The following is a 16726-nucleotide window of genomic DNA, read 5'->3' as shown; positions in this document are numbered from 1 at the left end:
CAACGTTACAATGTCCAACGACACAGTATTTCAGCTTGGCCATACAACCATTGCAGCAACCCAATGGCTCTCAGTTTACCCAGATGCTACGCATATTGTGATGTTACACGGTTGGCTTGATAATGCTGCGTCATTCGCAACTTTAGCGCCTGAACTTTCTGGTTTTAGTATCACCGCATTAGATTTAGCCGGACATGGGAAGTCTCAACATCGTCCTGATGGCTGCTTTTACCATTTGTGGGACTATGTGTTAGATGTCATTGCAGTGCTTAAGAAGTCAAATCAAGATGTTTGGCTTCTGGGGCACAGCATGGGAGGGGCCGTTGCCATGTTAGTAGCAGCGATGGTGCCAGAAAAAGTCCGCGGCCTTGTTATATTGGATAGCATGGGGCCAGCAACGGCAACGCCCGATCAGCGTGTCACGACAATGCAGCGCTCAATGCAAAAAATGCTTAAGAAAAGAACGATTAGATCGTCTCGTTATCAATCGCAAGAGGATCTCATTCATGCTCGGATGCATGGGTTTACTGAACTTTCCTATGAGGCAGCTAAGCTACTCGTAGAGCGCGGCGCTACCTTTGAAAATGATGAATGGAAATGGCGAACAGACCATAAGTTGTCTTTCCCATCCCCATTTCGTATGGATGAAGATTCGGTTGAAGCTTATATTCAGGCAATAAAATGCCCAACTTTAGCCCTTGTAGCCAATCAAGGGATCTTTGCACAACAACAAGAACTGGTAGAAAAACGAGCAAAAGCATTTTCCTGGCTTAAACTTAAACGATTAGAAGGTAATCATCATTTTCACTTGGAGCCTTCAACTTCAATTAACGTCGCACAGGAAATTCATCGATTTATCGACCAAAATTAGATTATTTCAGTCTAAGGAGTAGTGGTTATGTTTCGAGTTATTGGGGCAATGATGTCATCCTTACTATTAATCAGTGCTAGTACAGTACTGATTGCAAAAGGCTCAGAGATTCCTGTTTATCGAGGGGCACAAATCATAAAAAGCACGCCCGTTGAAAATAGCTATATTGAAATTCCTTTAGCAAAAATCTACCGTTCTGGTCGAGGCTGGGAGCCAGAAAAGGTCGAACTGATCGAAGGTACAGCAGTAAAAACGCTCTATAAAATTGCCCGCAATGTCCAAATGGAATCTGTAGAGCGTTTTTATCAAGATGCCATCCTGAATTTATCCAATGGTGATTTACTGTTTTCCTGTCAAAGTCGTTCCTGCGGTAACTCTAATGCTTGGGCAAACAACTTTTTTAACGAGTATTTGTTGTATGGGTCAGATTCAAGCCAATCTTTGTGGGTTTTTCAAGACCAAAGCTTGCATTACTGGGTAGTCTACTTAAATAGACGTGGAGCCGGCGATATTATGGTTCGAATTGATGAAGTCATCCCAAATGGAAGCGATCTAGATACTGATGTTCTCGCTCAACTCAATGCGACAGACGTACCTCGAATTCGCCGGTTTTTATCGGGCTTAGATACATTGGATGGTCTAGTCGGATTTGTTACCAGTGAAGCAGACAATCGCAGTGCAATACGAGTAGGCGATGCTTATATTGAAGAGATTCAACGCTCTCTGAACTCTAGTGAACAATCTCGTATCCGATTTATTAATTTAGCTAACATGGGTGACTCTACATACGGAACACATCGTGTTATTTTTGTGCGTGATTCTAACTAGCTAGGAAAGCGTGCATACATGCCTCAAAAAACTGTCTCTTTAGTCCTTGGCAGTGGAGCTGCCCGTGGTCATGCTCACATCGGTGTTATTAATGCGATTGAGGAGCAAGGCTATAAAGTAGTTTCCGTTTCCGGTTGCTCTATTGGAGCTATCGTCGGCGGTATATATTTGTGTGGTAAGTTAGCGGAATATCAGAAATGGGCAGAGTCATTAGATCGATTTCATGTATTAAAACTATTGGATATGGCCGTTCTAATGGGGGGCTATGTCAGGGGAGATCGCTACTTCCAAGTTATTGAAGACCTGATTGGTAATAAAGTCAGTATTGAATCGCTCCCATTACCTTTTACTGCGATAGGCGTCGACATTTTAAGCCAAAAAGAATTTTGGTTTCAAAAAGGCAGTTTGTTACAAGCTATGCGTGCCTCATCCGCCGTACCTTCGGTAGTCAGTCCTGTGCAAATAGGCAGTCGCGTCTATGTTGACGGCGGTGTCCTTAATCCTCTACCTATTATACCAACCGTTTCAGCCGGCGCAGATTATATCATTGCCGTAGACCTAAATGGCCCGGCCCAACATACAGCGAACCCTCCCTTTGTTGCACCAGAAAAAGAGTCTGAGTGGTGGCACAACATCAAAGATTTTTTCAGCAAAGCGAAAGAAGAAAGTGATGGTGGAGACGTAATGGAGCCCGAAAAACGCTACGACACACAAAGTTGGGGCCGCATTCAAACCATTAACATGATGTTTGAAACGATGCAGGAGTCACTAACCCAATATAAGGTGGCGGGCTATCCGCCGGATCTTTTAATTTCTATTCCTAAAGATGCATGCAGTTTCTATGAATTCTGGCGGTCGAAAGAATTGATCAAGCTTGGTCATGATGTCGCCACAGAAGCGTTATCTCAATTAACCAATCGAGAACGTCGTCATTACTCTTTTCCGAGTGGTGGCTAACCCACTGGATATTAATGGTAAATAAAGTAAAATACCTATCTATATTTTACTTTATTTAACTATTTAGAGCGCTGCACACATGGCAAGAAAAGCAAATATTGCGAAAGAAGAAATCATCGAAGCGTGTTGGCGTTTGATTGAAACCAATACTTTTCCAAATATTCCGCGCTTAAGTGAATACTTCAAAGAGCTTGATGGGCGTGGATGCTCTAACACAACGTTGTTAAATGCCATTAACGAATGGGAAGAAGATTACCGCGAGCATCAAGAAACAGAGTTAAAAGACATTACTGAACAATTAACTCCTACGTTTAAACGTTTTGAACGAGATGTCATTCAGCAACTGGCGGTCCTTCTTGATGAAAAAATAGAAGCCAATGAACATCAGCTGGCGTTAAAAAAAGATGCGATAGAAGGGCGTGATAACTCTTTGGCTGATGCCTATGTTCGATCTGAACAACAGTTAGAAGAGACACAAGCCTTACTCGATTCTGTGCAGCAATCAGAACAAGACTTGTTGAAACAGAATCAACAGATAACACAGCGCTATGAAGATACGCTTTCACGAACGCGAGTATTGGAGTCGGAACTTGACGACAATAAGCGTCAGCTACGTGAAGCAGATACCAAACTCAATCAAGCACAAGTGGATTTAGCCAAGCAAGATCAGCAGATCAAGATGCTGACTGAAACACTTAAAAACACTCAACAACAGTTAGCGAATTTAGCACATCAGACCCAAAGCCAACACGAACAAATGTTGAGCAATGCATTAGCTGAAATAAAAAAATTAAGCAAATCACTTAAGCCCAATAAACCTGACGCGTAGAGTCTCACGGTTATTACCGTTATAATGTGTCACTTTGCTATAAGACTGAGTTCCATGAGCCGACATCAATCCGCAGTACGTGATTTACAAACGATCCAAGACTTTATTCGTTGGACCTATTCACGCTTTCTACAATCTGACATTTTCTTTGGTCATGGTACAGATAATGCTTGGGATGAAGCGGTACAGCTTGTCTTAGGCTCTTTGTCGTTACCACTGGATTTCCCTAAAGAATATTTAGACAGCCGACTCACCGCAAACGAGAAAAAACGCATTTTAAAGTACGTTGATCGTCGAATTAAACAGCGCGAACCTTTGCCTTATATCCTTGGTGAAGCTTGGTTTATGGGACTACCATTTAAAGTCACTAAAGATACTTTAATACCAAGATCGCCGATTATGGCGTTAATAGAAGGGGAGTTTCAGCCTTGGTTGCAACAGTACCCACTTAACATCTTAGATATGTGCACGGGATCTGGCTGTTTAGGCATAGCGGCAGCATTAACCTTTGAAGATGCAACCGTAGACATTACAGATATCAGTGAAGCTGCACTAGACGTTGCTGCAGAAAACATCACTATGCACGATGTGACTGATCGCGTTACAGCCATTCACTCTGATATGTTTACCTCATTGGCTGGTAAGCAATACGATTTAATCATATGCAATCCACCCTATGTGGACGCCAATGATTACGAAACAGCACCTAAAGAATTCCATAATGAACCGCAGCTGGCGTTAACGTCAGGCGACGATGGTTTAGATTTCACCCGCGCATTTCTTGCGCAAGCAGCGAACTACTTACAAGACAATGGCATTGTTGTTTACGAAGTAGGTAATTCAGAAGTCGCACTCCAAGACGCTTACCCAGACACTCCATTTATGTGGGTAGACCTAGAGCATGGCGGCAATGGCGTTTTTGTCCTGACAAAAGACGAATTAAAGACATTACAACAAGAGTAATCTAACACGATGGCTGGCAATACATTTGGTACATTATTCACAGTCACCACTTTTGGTGAAAGTCACGGCCTAGCATTAGGAGCAATCGTAGACGGTTGTCCGCCAGGGCTTGAATTGACGGAAGCGGACATTCAACGTGATCTGGATCTCCGTAAACCAGGTACGTCTAAACATACCACTCAACGCCGCGAGCCCGATGAAGTTGAAATTTTATCGGGTGTGTTCGATGGCAAGACAACTGGCACGCCGATCGGTCTATTAATTCGTAACACTGACCAACGCTCAAAAGATTACGGCAATATCAAAGATACGTTCCGTCCAGCACACGCCGATTACGTTTATGACCAGAAATTTGGTTTCCGTGATTATCGTGGTGGTGGTCGGTCGTCGGCACGCGAAACAGCAATGCGTGTGGCCGCCGGTGCGATTGCAAAGAAATGGCTTAAGCAACGATACGGTATTGAAATACAAGGATTCTTGTCGCAACTTGGTCCTATCAAGCTTGATGTAAAAGACTTAAGCCAAGTATACGATAACGCTTTCTTCAGCCCAGATCCGGATGCCATTTCAGAGCTTGAAGAATACATGACAAACCTGCGCCGTGAAGGTGATTCAGTCGGAGCAAAAATTACCGTGGTTGCTAAAAATGTCACACCTGGACTTGGTGAACCTGTATTTGATCGTTTAGATGCAGACATTGCTAAAGCAATGATGGGCATTAACGCGGTAAAAGGCGTTGAAATCGGTGATGGATTTGAGGTTATTGAACAAAAAGGCAGCGAGCATCGCGATGAAATGACCCCCGAAGGTTTCTTAAGTAACCATGCAGGTGGGGTTATTGGTGGTTTGTCTTCCGGACAAGACATTGTCGTTCATATGGCCCTTAAACCAACATCAAGCATTACGGTGCCTGGTAAGAGTATTGATCGTCAAGGTAGCCAAATTGACGTCATCACGAAAGGTCGTCATGACCCATGTGTTGGTATTCGTGCGACCCCCATTGCTGAAGCAATGTTGGCTTTGACGTTGATTGACCATGTATTGCGTAACCGCGGCCAAAATGCTGATGTACACTGTGAAACCCCAGTGATCAAAGCAAACGCGGAATAATCTAGTTTGTAATTTCAAAAGGTCGCCTTGGCGGCCTTTTTCTGTTTAAAGGATTATCTATGTCTAATGTTGTCATCCGAATACTAGTTGGTTCAAGCAACCCAGTTAAAAAGGGCGCTGCAATGAAGGCTTTTGCTAAAGCATTCCCAACTCGCGCTATCCACTGTGAAGAGATATCAGCACCATCTAACGTTGCGGACCAACCCATGAATGAAGCGGATACTAAACTAGGCTCACAAAATAGAGCCACATTCTGCGCTCACAGCGATAGCAAACAACAATTTGATTATTATGTTGCCATGGAAGGTGGCGTGGATTCATTCACTGAAGGTCCTGCAACATTTGCATACGTCACCATACGTGATCAACAAGGCCGTATTGTCACGGGACGCAGCGCAAATTTACCTTTACCACGTAAGGTTTACATCAGATTAGAGCAGGGTGAAGAGCTCGCTCATGTAATGGATGATCTATTCAATGATCAAAACATTCGCCAAAAAGGCGGTGCCATTGGCATTTTTACCAATCAGATTGCAACTCGAGAAAGTGTCTACATGCAGGCGTTGATATTGGCATTAGCACCATATTTACATGAAGAGATTTATCAATGATCAATAGTTACAGTCATTTTCTATTTGACGCAGATGAAACACTTTTCAAATTTGATGCGTTTGCAGGGCTGCAACATATGTTTCAGCAATTTGGCGTGTACTTTGATGTGGCACATTTTGAGGCGTATCAGAAACTTAATAAGCCGCTTTGGGTGCAATATCAGAACGGAGATATCAGCGCAGAAACACTGCAAATTACCAGATTCGAATACTGGGCCAATACATTAAATGTTTCAGCTAAGCATCTTAATGAGCGTTTCTTGAACAGCATGGCGTTAATCTGTGAACCATTAGCGGGTGCAAAAGAACTTATTGAACATTTGTTAGCACAACAGAAATCCTTAACCATTGTGACGAATGGATTTACCGCATTACAACAAAAGCGCCTTAAAGCAACGGGCTTAGAGTCAGCGTTTGAACACATCGTTATTTCTGAGCAGATTGGTTGGGCGAAACCGAACGTAAAAGTATTTGAACATACGTTAGATTTACTAGGATTGAGCAGCGACGATAAAGCAAAAGTTCTGATGATCGGCGATACGCTTGAGTCAGACATTCAAGGCGGGATTAATGCTGGCATCGATACGTGCTGGCTAAACCATAACAACGCCAGTCATCAGGGCATTAAACCTACATACAGCGTGACAAATCTGAATCAGTTACTAGACATGTTTAAGCAAACAAATCCCACGATATTAGATTAAGGTGACACGGAAATACACTCACTATTTCCGATAAATGTTATTATCGGAATTAGTGTAATATTAGAAAATACGGCCTTTTTGGCTCTAATTACGCTTTTTGTTGTTATCACTAAGTATATATTCTATTTGCTTTTTTAGTCTTTGAATCATTTGAAGCTAAGCATGAATCATCACTTTGACTCACTTGATTGATTCGTACACTAAATCTGGTAATGTGAATATAATAAACCCTTTAAAAACAAAAGGTTAATATACTCTAATACGTATCATTTTTAATGAACTCGACACTTTTTATTTAAGCTTATGCATAACTTTGATCTGAGCATCATTTTCCTTAGCGACTCAAGAACTGAGCTTGTTCAGTCCTAATGCTTGACGCTGTCTATGACTTACCAGCTATGATTGATATGCATATTTTTTAAACAATTGGCTCATTGACTTAGATCTCTATTTAAACGTTAATAGAACTGTCTTTTAGACAATTTAATTCTATCAACATAACGCGAAATTAAAGAGGCAGTTATGGAACGTTTTCATTGCACAGCGACATCAATTGCTAAACCTAATTTCTATGCCCGAAATGTCATCCGAACATTTGGTCTTAGTCGCGTTTAGTGTTTGATTACAACATTGACCGCGGAGCTTACGTGGTCAACAAAGTTTTCCTTTCTTCGTAAGTTCTATCGGTCTCATACTTTTGGAGACTTACCATGAGCTTAATCGCCTTAATGAACTACCTTAAAGATTCACTTGAGCAACGTCGTACTAACGCAACGTTCAAACACTTAGACGATCACGTATTGCGTGATATCGGCTTTATTCGTGACCAAGGTAACATTCGCCCTCTTACAGGCACTCAAAAAGAGCGCAGTAGACCGCCCGAAAAAAGGTTAAGTGATAGTTGATGAACAACTTAGGAATTAGCTAATAATAAGACAATACCCACTATATATTAGCTAATTCCTGATATTTTCGATTTTCTTGTGCAGCTACAGCCGTACCTAGTAACGAGAAATATTGTCGAAACATTTCACTAATCATCTGCCTTTGAACACCTTTGGGGTATAATCCAAGCTCAGCTTCCTCCGAATAACGGCTACCACGTACCAAAAATCGACTGTTAGGAACGCAATCTTCTATAAATGCTTCGAACGCACGGGCGCACATTTCTTCTGGCCTTGAGTAATATAGTACGCCTAAACGATCATCAGTTTCCTGCGACGCCACAAACATCTCACTGGCTTGCCTTGCATCTTGTGACAACAAGATCACTTCAAAACATTGAGCCAGTAAATCATTTAATGCATGTGGGCCATATGGGTATTCATGTAACCAAAGTTTAGAGGCAAATTGCATGCGATCGGCGATGGGAAACATCTTTTGTCCCATATAATGATCAAACGCATGAAACCATTCGTGTGCGAGACTGCCTGCACCAGCGTTTTTGGCTAATGATAGCTTTCGTATTGCAGGCACATAATGTGCTGAAACACCTGGCCGCCCTCCTTTACCGTATTGCAACCCTAACGAATGACGTAGAGAAATCACCGACTCAGGCACACTTAATACGTTCATAAGATCCATTAAAGCATAATAAAAATTGCTCGCAGCTCGATCACGCTCTTTCGGTTTAACCCACTGTCCGATCTCAATACTCTTAAAATTGAATTGCTGGCGAATCGTGACGAAATTGATTTGATGGCTCATGGGATGTCTATAGTAACTAACAGTATTTCGGGCACTTTATCACACCCAACATGAGTCATATACAAACAAGCGACACTAGAAAGTCCTTAAGCGATCTTTCATCGTTGCTAATACATGTTAGATTCTCATTTATGGCTTTATCTTATCGCTATAAAATGAAAAATATACAGGCTCTAATACGCTTAAATAAGCCCTTGGTATTCATATGACTCAGCTCGCCCCAGCAGAAAACACACCTCGCCGCATACAATATTTACGCGTATTCGCTCTTGGCTTTTGCGCTTTCATTTTTAATACCTCAGAATTTGTACCTGTTGGCCTACTGTCTGACATCTCTAACGATTTCGGTATTGCACCGTCACAGACAGGCTGGATGCTTACAATATACGCATGGATTGTGGGCGTTATGTCATTGCCCATGATGCTGATTACCAGTCGAATGGAACGTAAATTACTGCTGCTAGTAACCTGTACAGTTTTCATTATTAGCCATGGATTATCAACCATTGCTTGGGACTTCCAGAGCCTGATGGTCAGTCGAATTGGTGTAGCGTTCGCCCATGCTGTGTTTTGGTCCATCACGGCATCTATCGCCATTCGTGTTGCTCCTCCAGGAAAGATGAACTTCGCTCTAAGTGTGCTTGCAACCGGTACCGGCATGGCCATGGTTCTAGGCGTACCGTTAGGTCGTATGATTGGACAAGCATTGGGTTGGCGAATGGCTTTTGAGGTGATTGGACTCGCTGCATTAGTGATTACATTTCTAGTCTTTCGTTTATTACCTAAGCTTCCGAGTTTGACTCGTGGCGATTTGAAAAACAAAGTCCAGTCTGTGTTTAAGAATAAACCGTTATTTGTGATGTACTTCGCTGTCTTTCTCGCCTTTACCGCTCACTACGGCTCATACAGTTACATTGAGCCTTTCTTGATGGATTTTGGTGGTATCTCAAGTCGTTTCACCACGGTTATTCTGCTGACTTTTGGTCTCGCAGGTATCATAGGCAGCACACTATTTAGTTATCTTGGTGAGAAGTTTGGAAAGCAGCTAATGATTGGTAGCGCGGCAGGTATGACCATTTGTATGTTCTTTTTAGCCTATGCCTTGTCTTCCACAACTGCCTTGATAATCATTACAGTGGTTTGGGGAGCAGCACTGTTATTAACGTGTTTGTCTATGCAGGCGCGCGTACTGAGTGTCGATAGCAACGCTTCGGACATCATCATGTCGCTGTTTTCCGGCATCATCAATTTAGGTATTGGTGCCGGGGCATTAGTTGGCTCTCTCTCTATCGAGCAATTGGGATTGGGAAGTATTGGTTACGTGGCTTCTGCCATTGCCTTTATTGGTATCTTTGTCGCGATTTACATTGCTCGTATGGGGATTACTCCAGTCGCCACTAACGGCGCAAGCCATTAGGTGGCTTGCCGCAGCAATGCGGTACATGCCTAGCATTTGAGCGAATGTTACGCTCTAGATAATAGACGAAAGCCAGTTTGCAACGCCACCAATAGGAGTCTCGATAAAGACGGATGCCTAATGCATCAAGAACGTCAATAATGATGTCTAATTCGAGCTGAGAAGCATCATATCGAAACGATATGATGCTTTTTTTTGATTCAAAGTGTATTCGATCCACATATTCAAGTTGGCCTAAACACGCCATTACTAGCGATTCAGCTACTGACGAAATTTGTTTAAACTTTAGACAAACGGTGTGACAAAAAGCCAAATTCATATACACCTCAAACGGGCTAAACACGCAATGATTAAGCGTCTTTGTTGAACCAAAACCACCAAACAATAAATACAATCGCCGCAAAGCCCAACACATTAATAAACAGTGACATTATTTTATTCCTATTTCACAAGTGGCTTAAACAAACGTAATCGGTTTGCATTCAATACGACCGTAACGGATGAAAGTGACATCGCAGCCCCAGCAATGACTGGACTCAGTAGCCAACCCGTAAATGGGAACAACAACCCCGCCGCGATTGGAATACCCAAGGCATTGTAGCCAAAAGCTCCCCAAAGATTTTGTTTGATGTTACTGAGGGTCGCTTTGCTAATGGCGATCACACTGGCGATATTGTTCAAGTCATTACCAATCAGCGTGATGTCGGCACTTTCCATTGCCACATCTGTTCCGCCTCCCATGGCAAAGCCAACGTCCGCTTGAGCCAGTGCCGGAGCATCATTAATACCATCGCCAATCATGCCAACCACTTCACCTTTGGCTTGTAATTGTTTTACATAATCCAGCTTATCTTGTGGACGCATGTTCGCTTTGTAATGATCAATCGATACATCCTGAGCGACCGCTTTAGCAGTCGCTTCATTATCACCAGTGAGCATGATCACTGTGATATTTTCTTTGTGCAAATGTGTGATTGCTTCACGAGCCGTCGACTTGATTACATCTTCTATTAAAAACACAGCCTGAATAGTCTGTTCATTAGCCAAGTAAACCTTAGAACCCACTATTGCATCATTTTTGTCTTCAATAACAAGGTTATGACTTTTCATGAGCGCTTCATTACCGAGAAGATAAAGCTTATTTTCAATTTTTGCTTTAACCCCTTGTCCAGTGACAGACTCAAAATCTGTTACTTGCAAAGAATCCGATTGGTTAGAGTGCTCTGCGTATTCTAGGAGCGCCTGTGCAAGCGGATGATTGGCCCCAGACTCTAAAGCATAAACAATTGCTTTCACTTTATCTTCGTCGTGGTGCAGTGTTACGTCCGTGACTTTTGGCTTACCTTCAGTGATCGTGCCCGTTTTGTCCAATACTATTGTGGTGATTTCACTGGCTTTTTGTAAGGCATCTCCATTGCGAATCAAGCCCCCATACTCAGCGGCTTTACCGACTCCGATCATAGTAGAGATAGGCGTTGCCAATCCTAACGCGCATGGACAAGCAATAATCAGTACGGATACAGCGGCAACCAACATATTAACGGCGACAGGTTGAGGGCCAAAGTTAAACCAAGCCAGCGCTGAACAAATTGCGATAATCATAACGCTTGGCACAAATACCGCAGACACTTTGTCTGCTAAGTGACTAATGGGAGGCTTTGAATTTTGAGCTTTGCCTACCAAGCTGATGATCTGTGCTAATAGCGTATCGCCACCCACTTTCGTTGCGCGATATACAAAACTCCCATTACCATTGACCGTCCCTGCTGAAACCGTATCTCCCTTAGATTTCTCCACTGGTATAGGTTCTCCAGTAAGCATTGATTCATTAATCGAAGAGCTTCCCTCAGTGACCAACCCATCGACTGGAATCTTTTCACCGGCTCTGACTCGTATAAAATCGTCGATAGCGATGTCAGATACGCCTATGTCGTAAGTTTTGTCATTACGAATGACGGTTGCTTTACTTGGACGAAGGTCTAGTAAGCGTTTTAATGCTGCACTGGTTTTCCCGCGCGCACGTACTTCAAGGGCTTGTCCTAAATTGATCAAACCTAGAATCATCGTACTGGCTTCAAAATATAAATGTCGCGCATTGCTCGGAAGCCATTCAGGGTTTAAGACGACGGCCATTGAATACAGCCATGCAGACCCAGTACCTATCGCGATTAAGGTGTCCATATTGCTATGGCGATGTTTGAAAGCTCGCCAAGCACTGTTGTAATAATGATGTCCTGCATACACCATCACTAACAAAGAAATGAGACCAACCGCTCCCCATATTATTTGATCGTAGGTTGTTTCAACCTGCATGGAGCCACCAAGCAAGCCCCAAAGCATGAGCGGACCCCCTACAGTCAACCCCGCAACAGAGTAGCGAACCTTCCTCAGATACTCTTTTACCTCTCGTTGAGCGCGCTCACCTTGAGCTTTTGCAGGATCAACAATCTGTTCCGCACCATAACCAGCGTTTTGTATCGCTTTAATTAGCTCATCTGTACTGGCATTCCCTGATACCTGAGCAGTACGACTCGCAAAATTAACATCCGCATGCGTTACGGTTGGTAAAGCGTCGAGCGCTTTTTGAATCGTGTTAACACAACCCGCACAGGTGACTCCTGACAAGGATAATTGAATGCTTTCATCGACGTTTTTATTTGACTGAGCGTGATCATCATTACTAGGTTTGGAACTGGATGCATCATCCAAATGAGCATTCGATTGCGTATTGTTATCTAGATGAGCAGGTTCATCAAAATCCCCTTGATAGTGAAACCCTGAAGACTCAATGACAGTCACAATCTGCTCTGAATCTAATATACTCTCAATAACTAAGCGATTCTCTTTTGGGTACCCCGTCACGTCAGCATGAGGATCATGGTGCTCTATGGCTTTACGCACCTTACTCACGCAACCCTGGCAGGACATCCCCGATACATTAAACTCCAAAGTGCGCGCTGTATTCTTCTCTGTCATGCTCATGCTTGATCTCCTTTCGAACAACATTCAGGGTTTTCCCATTCCTCAATAAGACAACATATAGAGTGCCCATTTGGCACACCGTCGGCCATCTCTTCCCAAGCGGCTAACGCGGTTTCCATTTTGGCTAGATGAGATTGCAACTGAGCAATCTGCTGTCGAATCTCAGGGACTTTTTGACTCAACAAATCTCTAACAAGAGGACATGGCGAATCACCAGAATCGGCTTGATCTAAAATTTCTTTTATTTGCTTAACGCTAAAACCAAGTTCTCTAGCTTGCTGTATAAAACGCAGTCGTCTACGGGCTTCAATACTGTATTCTTGATAACCATTATTGGGGTTACGACTCGCAATAATGAGACCTTCGCGGGTGTAATAACGAACGGTTTCACTTGTCACATCTGCAAATTTAGCTAATTCACTGACTTTCATAACTGACTCCAATGACTGAATAACTTCAGTTTAAAACCTACATGTAACACATAGGTCAAATGCATTTTCAAAATTAACTCAATAACGAAGCAGACAGCGGCAAATCGACTGGGTAAAGTAGACCTCTTTTATCTTTTACCTATTTGATCTTATATGATGACAGCATTTATCACGGCATTAACGCCCGTTATATTATTAGCAAGCCTTGGCTTTTTATTGGCAAAACGCACACCGTATCTAGACAGTCCACACTTGGGCAGTTTAGTTTCTAATGTCGGCTTGCCCGCTCTTTTGCTAACAGCCGTTTTAAAAATGAATATGGATTTTGAGGGAATGCTTTCAATTGTAGCAGCCACCCTTTCCTGTTTAGCTGGAATGGCCTCGGTCTCATATGTTTTTCTGAAAACAATGAGGCTTTCTATTCAGTTCTACTTAGCACCGCTGGTTAACCCAAATACAGGCAACCTTGGCATTCCAATCGCTTACGCATTATTTGGTACAGAAGGACTCGCCACAGCCGTGGTCGTCAGCTCCGCCGTCCAAGTTAGTCACTTTACATTAGGTGTAGGCTTTATGTCAGGCGATTACCAACCCAAGCAACTATTAAAGAATGGGCCTGTGGTCGCTTTATTGTTAGGTTTATTGTCACTAGGATTAGGGGTTTCACTACCAACTCCCCTAATGAGCACGCTAGAAATGTTAAGCGCAATAACTTTACCGATTATGTTGATGCTACTTGGCAAGTCGTTAGCAAACTTAAACTTTAGCGATTCAAGCAAACTGTATCGTACTATTGGATTGGCCTGTTTTAGACCAATCTTTGGGGTTTTGATAGCGTCATTAATAGTACCGTGGTTTGGTTTCAACTCTGCTCAGGAAGCGACCATCATTGCTTTACAAGGCATGTCTGTCGCCGTCATTAGCTATATGCTAGCAACTAAGTTCGCGGGCCCTAAAGATGAAATAGCCTTAATGATTCTGATTTCATTACCTATTGCATTAATCTCAGCTGCAACTGTGTGGTGGCTATACCAATAAAAAAAAGGCCAGGTGCCTTGAAGCACTCTGGCCTATCTGATTAGTATTGGTCTTCAGGCTGATCAATTTCTGCGTACGGTGAAACAGAGCCGTCTTCATTTAACAACAATACTGAGTACGACATAAATTGATTGTTGTATTCCATGCCCGGTGAGCCAACTGGCATGGCGGGCACAATTAACCCACGAGCACCTTCAGGTGGGTTTTCTAAGAACTGAGTGACAAATTTAGCCGGTATATGACCTTCAAAGATAAACCCTTCTTTTGAAATAGCAGTATGACAAGAACGAGCATTGGCTGGTACACCGGACCGATTCTTTAGCGCTGTAAGATTAGAGGTATGATGTAATAGGGTTTTATAACCGTTTTCCTTCATATGCTCTACCCAGCCCGTACAGCATCCGCATGTTGGGCTTTTATGTACATCAATAACTTTCTGGACCACGCTGGTATCGCTGGCTGCAATTGCTACGCCGGCGAAAAAAGAGATATTTAAACTCAATAAAGTGGTAAGAACAGACGATCTGTTTATCATGGTATGACTCCAAAATGCATACGTGTATAAGCGACTTTTATTGCTATTTAATAACAGTTGAATCTAAGCGTTTGCTTGTTTTGGAGGGCGCTCAAATGGCTCAGAAAACCACAAAGGTTTTGCGTTAGGATACCTTTCAGGCTTGATAATATTGGCTCTAGGGCTGGTAAGGTTCTGGAGCGGCATTGCGTAAATCGCATGACATATAAAACAGCAGGATACGTTTATACAGTTTTCATCAATATAATGATGCGATGGCGTCGTGCGCGTCATTACACCCACAATGCGTATCGTCTCATGAGTGCTTGCGTTAAATGAGTTAGAAAAGCTGAACATGCTCAGTAAAAGACAGCTAATCACAAATAATACTCTCATAGGCGATAAATATTGATGTACGGTAATAATAGAGGGCGCTAATTTTATCAGCTCGGAGATGAATTAAATCTGACTTAATTTCTAAATCCTATGATTTCCCTTAATTATGCGTCATGCTTACATGATTTGAATAAAGTGCATATCTTTTTATTGAACTGAGAAAGAGACGAAAAAAGAGGCTCAAAGCCTCTTTTTGTACTATCGTATATTGACTCAAACTTTGACTACACTTTTAATCGCCAGCCAACCGTTTTACTCGCGTAAAATGGTACGATTGGCTCATCAGATGGAAGCATAATCGAATCAGGCACCACCCACTCATCACGTACAAGCGTAATGGTATCCGTATTACGAGGCAAACCGTAGAAATCTGCACCATGTAGGCTTGCAAAGCCTTCTAATTTATCTAATGCATCCAGTTCATCAAACACTTGCGTGTAGAGCTCTATCGCAGACCACGCACTGTAACAACCAGCACAACCACAGCTTGATTCTTTGCGATGTTGGGCATGAGGCGCAGAGTCAGTACCTAAAAAGAACTTTGATGAGCCTGATTTCACTGCAGCTCGAAGTGCTTCTTGATGTGTAGAACGCTTCAACACAGGTAAGCAATAGTTATGTGGACGTATTCCGCCATCTAGCATGTCATTGCGATTTAACAATAAGTGCTGTGGTGTGATCGTTGCCGCAACACCGTCACGTGCAGACATAACAAAACCTGCTGCGTCTTTGGTAGTAATGTGTTCAAACACAACTTTTAATGTTGGAATACGCTCAACGATTTTAACTAAATGCTGATCGATAAACTCTTTTTCACGGTCAAAAATGTCAATATGTTTCTGCGTCACTTCACCATGAACCAGCAATAACATACCTTCATCAGCAAGTGTTTCAAACACAGGATACAAAGAATCCAATGAACTAACACCCGAATCAGAATTTGTCGTCGCACCTGCAGGATACATCTTAGCAGCGACAACACCTGCCGCTTTCGCTGCACGGATATCTTCTACCGATGTTTTATCTGTCAGATAAATGGTCATTAATGGTGCGAAATCTGAACCAGCAGGAATGGCAGCTTCAATACGGCTACGGTAAGCCAAAGCAAGTTCAGCATTTATAACGGGGGGAACAAGGTTTGGCATGACAATCGCACGAGCAAAACAACGTGCTGTTGCTGCTACAGTTTCCTTAAGCATATCCCCATCACGAAAGTGTAAATGCCAATCATCGGGACGAATAATCGTAATTTGATCCATCACTAAACCTGCCTATCTATATTTTTTTACCGTTATCGCACGAGTCTATTAAATACCCCATGCGTAATTATTATTCATTAAAAAGCCGAGCTAGGCTCGGCTTTTTAAA

At 42.7% G+C, this 16726-nt stretch carries 17 protein-coding genes; 11 read left to right on the top strand and 6 right to left on the bottom strand.

Translation table 11 applies throughout. The features are described from left to right. Nucleotides 1-10: 10 nt before the first annotated feature. From AYW75_RS11260 to AYW75_RS11220, 9 genes are all read left to right on the top strand, one after another. On the top strand, nt 11-871 hold the full coding sequence (locus AYW75_RS11260; RefSeq protein WP_067099454.1) for an alpha/beta hydrolase: 861 nt from the start codon (nt 11-13) through the stop codon (nt 869-871). Nucleotides 872-898: 27 nt separating this feature from the next. Further along, nucleotides 899-1699 carry a DUF4892 domain-containing protein gene (locus AYW75_RS11255; RefSeq protein WP_067099452.1) on the top strand — a complete coding sequence of 267 codons (801 nt, stop codon included), beginning with the start codon at nt 899-901 and terminating at the stop codon, nt 1697-1699. An 18-nt stretch (nt 1700-1717) separates the two neighbouring features. After that, on the top strand, nt 1718-2656 hold the full coding sequence (locus tag AYW75_RS11250) for a patatin-like phospholipase family protein (RefSeq protein WP_067099450.1): 939 nt from the start codon (nt 1718-1720) through the stop codon (nt 2654-2656). Between the two features lie 79 nt (nt 2657-2735). Beyond that, nucleotides 2736-3485 (top strand): hypothetical protein, encoded by a 750-nt coding sequence (locus tag AYW75_RS11245; RefSeq protein WP_067099448.1) that lies wholly within the window; start codon nt 2736-2738, stop codon nt 3483-3485. A 54-nt stretch (nt 3486-3539) separates the two neighbouring features. Then, nucleotides 3540-4448 (top strand): 50S ribosomal protein L3 N(5)-glutamine methyltransferase, encoded by a 909-nt coding sequence (gene prmB / locus AYW75_RS11240; RefSeq protein ID WP_067099446.1) that lies wholly within the window; start codon nt 3540-3542, stop codon nt 4446-4448. 9 nt (nt 4449-4457) lie between these two features. Continuing rightward, nucleotides 4458-5558 (top strand): chorismate synthase, encoded by a 1101-nt coding sequence (gene aroC / locus AYW75_RS11235; protein WP_067099444.1) that lies wholly within the window; start codon nt 4458-4460, stop codon nt 5556-5558. 59 nt (nt 5559-5617) lie between these two features. Next, nucleotides 5618-6169, top strand: a complete 552-nt coding sequence (gene yjjX / locus AYW75_RS11230) for an inosine/xanthosine triphosphatase (protein ID WP_067099442.1) — start codon at nt 5618-5620, stop codon at nt 6167-6169. Continuing rightward, nucleotides 6166-6873, top strand: a complete 708-nt coding sequence (gene yjjG / locus AYW75_RS11225; protein WP_067099441.1) for a pyrimidine 5'-nucleotidase — start codon at nt 6166-6168, stop codon at nt 6871-6873. Before yjjX ends, yjjG begins: the two co-directional genes overlap by 4 nt. A 710-nt stretch (nt 6874-7583) precedes the next feature. Beyond that, entirely contained in the window at nt 7584-7778 is a 195-nt protein-coding gene (locus tag AYW75_RS11220) for a hypothetical protein (RefSeq protein ID WP_067099439.1), read from the top strand. 40 nt (nt 7779-7818) lie between these two features. On the opposite strand, the gene AYW75_RS11215 is transcribed toward AYW75_RS11220, so the two are convergent. Then, entirely contained in the window at nt 7819-8580 is a 762-nt protein-coding gene (locus AYW75_RS11215) for a CLCA_X family protein (RefSeq protein ID WP_067099438.1), read from the bottom strand. Nucleotides 8581-8785: 205 nt separating this feature from the next. On the opposite strand from AYW75_RS11215, the gene AYW75_RS11210 reads away from it, so the two are divergent. Continuing rightward, nucleotides 8786-9997, top strand: coding sequence for a sugar transporter (locus AYW75_RS11210; RefSeq protein ID WP_067099436.1), 1212 nt, complete (start codon nt 8786-8788; stop codon nt 9995-9997). Here AYW75_RS11210 and AYW75_RS11205 read toward each other — a convergent pair. The 3 genes from AYW75_RS11205 to AYW75_RS11195 all read right to left on the bottom strand — a co-directional run bounded on the left by AYW75_RS11205 (nt 9978) and on the right by AYW75_RS11195 (nt 13410). Continuing rightward, nucleotides 9978-10316, bottom strand: coding sequence for a hypothetical protein (locus AYW75_RS11205; RefSeq protein ID WP_067099434.1), 339 nt, complete (start codon nt 10314-10316; stop codon nt 9978-9980). The genes AYW75_RS11210 and AYW75_RS11205 overlap by 20 nt on opposite strands. A 122-nt stretch (nt 10317-10438) precedes the next feature. After that, nucleotides 10439-12979, bottom strand: coding sequence for a heavy metal translocating P-type ATPase (locus tag AYW75_RS11200; RefSeq protein ID WP_082856492.1), 2541 nt, complete (start codon nt 12977-12979; stop codon nt 10439-10441). Further along, complete coding sequence (locus AYW75_RS11195; RefSeq protein WP_067099432.1) at nt 12976-13410, bottom strand: MerR family DNA-binding protein; 435 nt, start codon at nt 13408-13410, stop codon at nt 12976-12978. Before AYW75_RS11195 ends, AYW75_RS11200 begins: the two co-directional genes overlap by 4 nt. Nucleotides 13411-13563: 153 nt before the next feature. Here AYW75_RS11195 and AYW75_RS11190 point away from each other — a divergent pair, with 153 nt between their 5' ends. After that, on the top strand, nt 13564-14448 hold the full coding sequence (locus AYW75_RS11190; RefSeq protein ID WP_067099431.1) for an AEC family transporter: 885 nt from the start codon (nt 13564-13566) through the stop codon (nt 14446-14448). A gap of 40 nt (nt 14449-14488) precedes the next feature. Here AYW75_RS11190 and AYW75_RS11185 read toward each other — a convergent pair whose 3' ends face one another. Together AYW75_RS11185 and pyrC are read right to left on the bottom strand one after the other, a co-directional pair. Further along, the gene (locus AYW75_RS11185; protein ID WP_067099429.1) at nt 14489-14983 is read right to left on the bottom strand and encodes a DUF411 domain-containing protein; all 495 of its coding nucleotides are present in this window, start codon (nt 14981-14983) and stop codon (nt 14489-14491) included. 599 nt (nt 14984-15582) lie between these two features. Next, on the bottom strand, nt 15583-16617 hold the full coding sequence (pyrC, locus tag AYW75_RS11180; protein WP_067099427.1) for a dihydroorotase: 1035 nt from the start codon (nt 16615-16617) through the stop codon (nt 15583-15585). Nucleotides 16618-16726: the final 109 nt, after the last annotated feature.

The organism is Marinomonas atlantica, from assembly GCF_001639725.1.
GTDB classification, from domain to species: domain Bacteria; phylum Pseudomonadota; class Gammaproteobacteria; order Pseudomonadales; family Marinomonadaceae; genus Marinomonas; species Marinomonas atlantica.
Note: the sequence above shows the minus strand (reverse complement) of the source record. Positions and strands in the feature narration are given on the sequence as shown.

Excerpts from the sequence above, each read along its gene's own strand:
- AYW75_RS11260 (WP_067099454.1), top strand. The coding sequence starts at position 11 with ATGTCCAACGACACAGTATTTCAGCTTGGCCATACAACCATTGCAGCA.
- AYW75_RS11255 (WP_067099452.1), top strand. The coding sequence starts at position 899 with ATGTTTCGAGTTATTGGGGCAATGATGTCATCCTTACTATTAATCAGT.
- AYW75_RS11250 (WP_067099450.1), top strand. The coding sequence starts at position 1,718 with ATGCCTCAAAAAACTGTCTCTTTAGTCCTTGGCAGTGGAGCTGCCCGT.
- AYW75_RS11245 (WP_067099448.1), top strand. The coding sequence starts at position 2,736 with ATGGCAAGAAAAGCAAATATTGCGAAAGAAGAAATCATCGAAGCGTGT.
- prmB (WP_067099446.1), top strand. The coding sequence starts at position 3,540 with ATGAGCCGACATCAATCCGCAGTACGTGATTTACAAACGATCCAAGAC.
- aroC (WP_067099444.1), top strand. The coding sequence starts at position 4,458 with ATGGCTGGCAATACATTTGGTACATTATTCACAGTCACCACTTTTGGT.
- yjjX (WP_067099442.1), top strand. The coding sequence starts at position 5,618 with ATGTCTAATGTTGTCATCCGAATACTAGTTGGTTCAAGCAACCCAGTT.
- yjjG (WP_067099441.1), top strand. The coding sequence starts at position 6,166 with ATGATCAATAGTTACAGTCATTTTCTATTTGACGCAGATGAAACACTT.
- AYW75_RS11220 (WP_067099439.1), top strand. The coding sequence starts at position 7,584 with ATGAGCTTAATCGCCTTAATGAACTACCTTAAAGATTCACTTGAGCAA.
- AYW75_RS11215 (WP_067099438.1), bottom strand. The coding sequence starts at position 8,580 with ATGAGCCATCAAATCAATTTCGTCACGATTCGCCAGCAATTCAATTTT.
- AYW75_RS11210 (WP_067099436.1), top strand. The coding sequence starts at position 8,786 with ATGACTCAGCTCGCCCCAGCAGAAAACACACCTCGCCGCATACAATAT.
- AYW75_RS11205 (WP_067099434.1), bottom strand. The coding sequence starts at position 10,316 with ATGAATTTGGCTTTTTGTCACACCGTTTGTCTAAAGTTTAAACAAATT.
- AYW75_RS11200 (WP_082856492.1), bottom strand. The coding sequence starts at position 12,979 with ATGAGCATGACAGAGAAGAATACAGCGCGCACTTTGGAGTTTAATGTA.
- AYW75_RS11195 (WP_067099432.1), bottom strand. The coding sequence starts at position 13,410 with ATGAAAGTCAGTGAATTAGCTAAATTTGCAGATGTGACAAGTGAAACC.
- AYW75_RS11190 (WP_067099431.1), top strand. The coding sequence starts at position 13,564 with ATGATGACAGCATTTATCACGGCATTAACGCCCGTTATATTATTAGCA.
- AYW75_RS11185 (WP_067099429.1), bottom strand. The coding sequence starts at position 14,983 with ATGATAAACAGATCGTCTGTTCTTACCACTTTATTGAGTTTAAATATC.
- pyrC (WP_067099427.1), bottom strand. The coding sequence starts at position 16,617 with ATGGATCAAATTACGATTATTCGTCCCGATGATTGGCATTTACACTTT.